Consider the following 1010-nt stretch of genomic DNA (forward strand, 5'->3'; position numbering starts at 1 on the left):
ACCGAGATTCCCCTAGTAGCGGCGAGCGAACGGGGACCAGCCCTTAAGCAACACAACTGGTAGGTGAGCAGACTGGGAAGTCTGGCCATAGTGGGTGATAGCCCCGTAACCGAAACCTGAGTGTTGTGAAATCGAGTAGGTCGAGGCACGTGAAACCTTGACTGAAGACGGGGGGACCATCCTCCAAGGCTAAATACTCCTGACTGACCGATAGTGAACCAGTACCGTGAGGGAAAGGCGAAAAGAACCCCGGAGAGGGGAGTGAAATAGATCCTGAAACCGTATGCGTACAAGCAGTGGGAGCCAACTTGTTTGGTGACCGCGTACCTTTTGTATAATGGGTCAGCGACTTATTTTCAGTGGCGAGCTTAACCGTATAGGGGAGGCGTAGAGAAATCGAGTCTTAACTGGGCGACCAGTCGCTGGAAATAGACCCGAAACCGGGCGATCTATCCATGAGCAGGTTGAAGGTTGAGTAACATCAACTGGAGGACCGAACCAGGATCTGTTGAAAAAGATTTGGATGACTTGTGGATCGGAGTGAAAGGCTAATCAAGCCCGGAGATAGCTGGTTCTCCTCGAAAGCTATTTAGGTAGCGCCTCACGTATCACCGCCGGGGGTAGAGCACTGTTTCGGCTAGGGGGTCATCCCGACTTACCAACCCGAGGCAAACTCCGAATACCGGTGAGTGCAAGCGTGGGAGACACACAGCGGGTGCTAACGTCCGTTGTGAAAAGGGAAACAACCCAGACCGTCAGCTAAGGTCCCGAAATCCTGGTTAAGTGGGAAACGATGTGGGAAGGCTTAGACAGCTAGGAGGTTGGCTTAGAAGCAGCCATCCTTTAAAGAAAGCGTAATAGCTCACTAGTCGAGTCGGCCTGCGCGGAAGATGTAACGGGGCTCAAACCAGGTACCGAAGCTACGGGTTCGCCGAATGGCGAGCGGTAGAGGAGCGTCGTGTAAGCCGATGAAGGTGTGTTGAGAAGCATGCTGGAGGTATCACGAGTGC

General features: G+C 53.3%; 1 rRNA gene. It reads left to right on the top strand.

Annotation, left to right across the window (positions count from 1 at the left end):
• Positions 1-1010: ribosomal RNA gene (locus C6W88_RS21150) — 23S ribosomal RNA — on the top strand; the annotation flags it as partial.

The sequence above is a fragment of the Halomonas litopenaei genome (assembly GCF_003045775.1).
Classification (GTDB): domain Bacteria; phylum Pseudomonadota; class Gammaproteobacteria; order Pseudomonadales; family Halomonadaceae; genus Halomonas; species Halomonas litopenaei.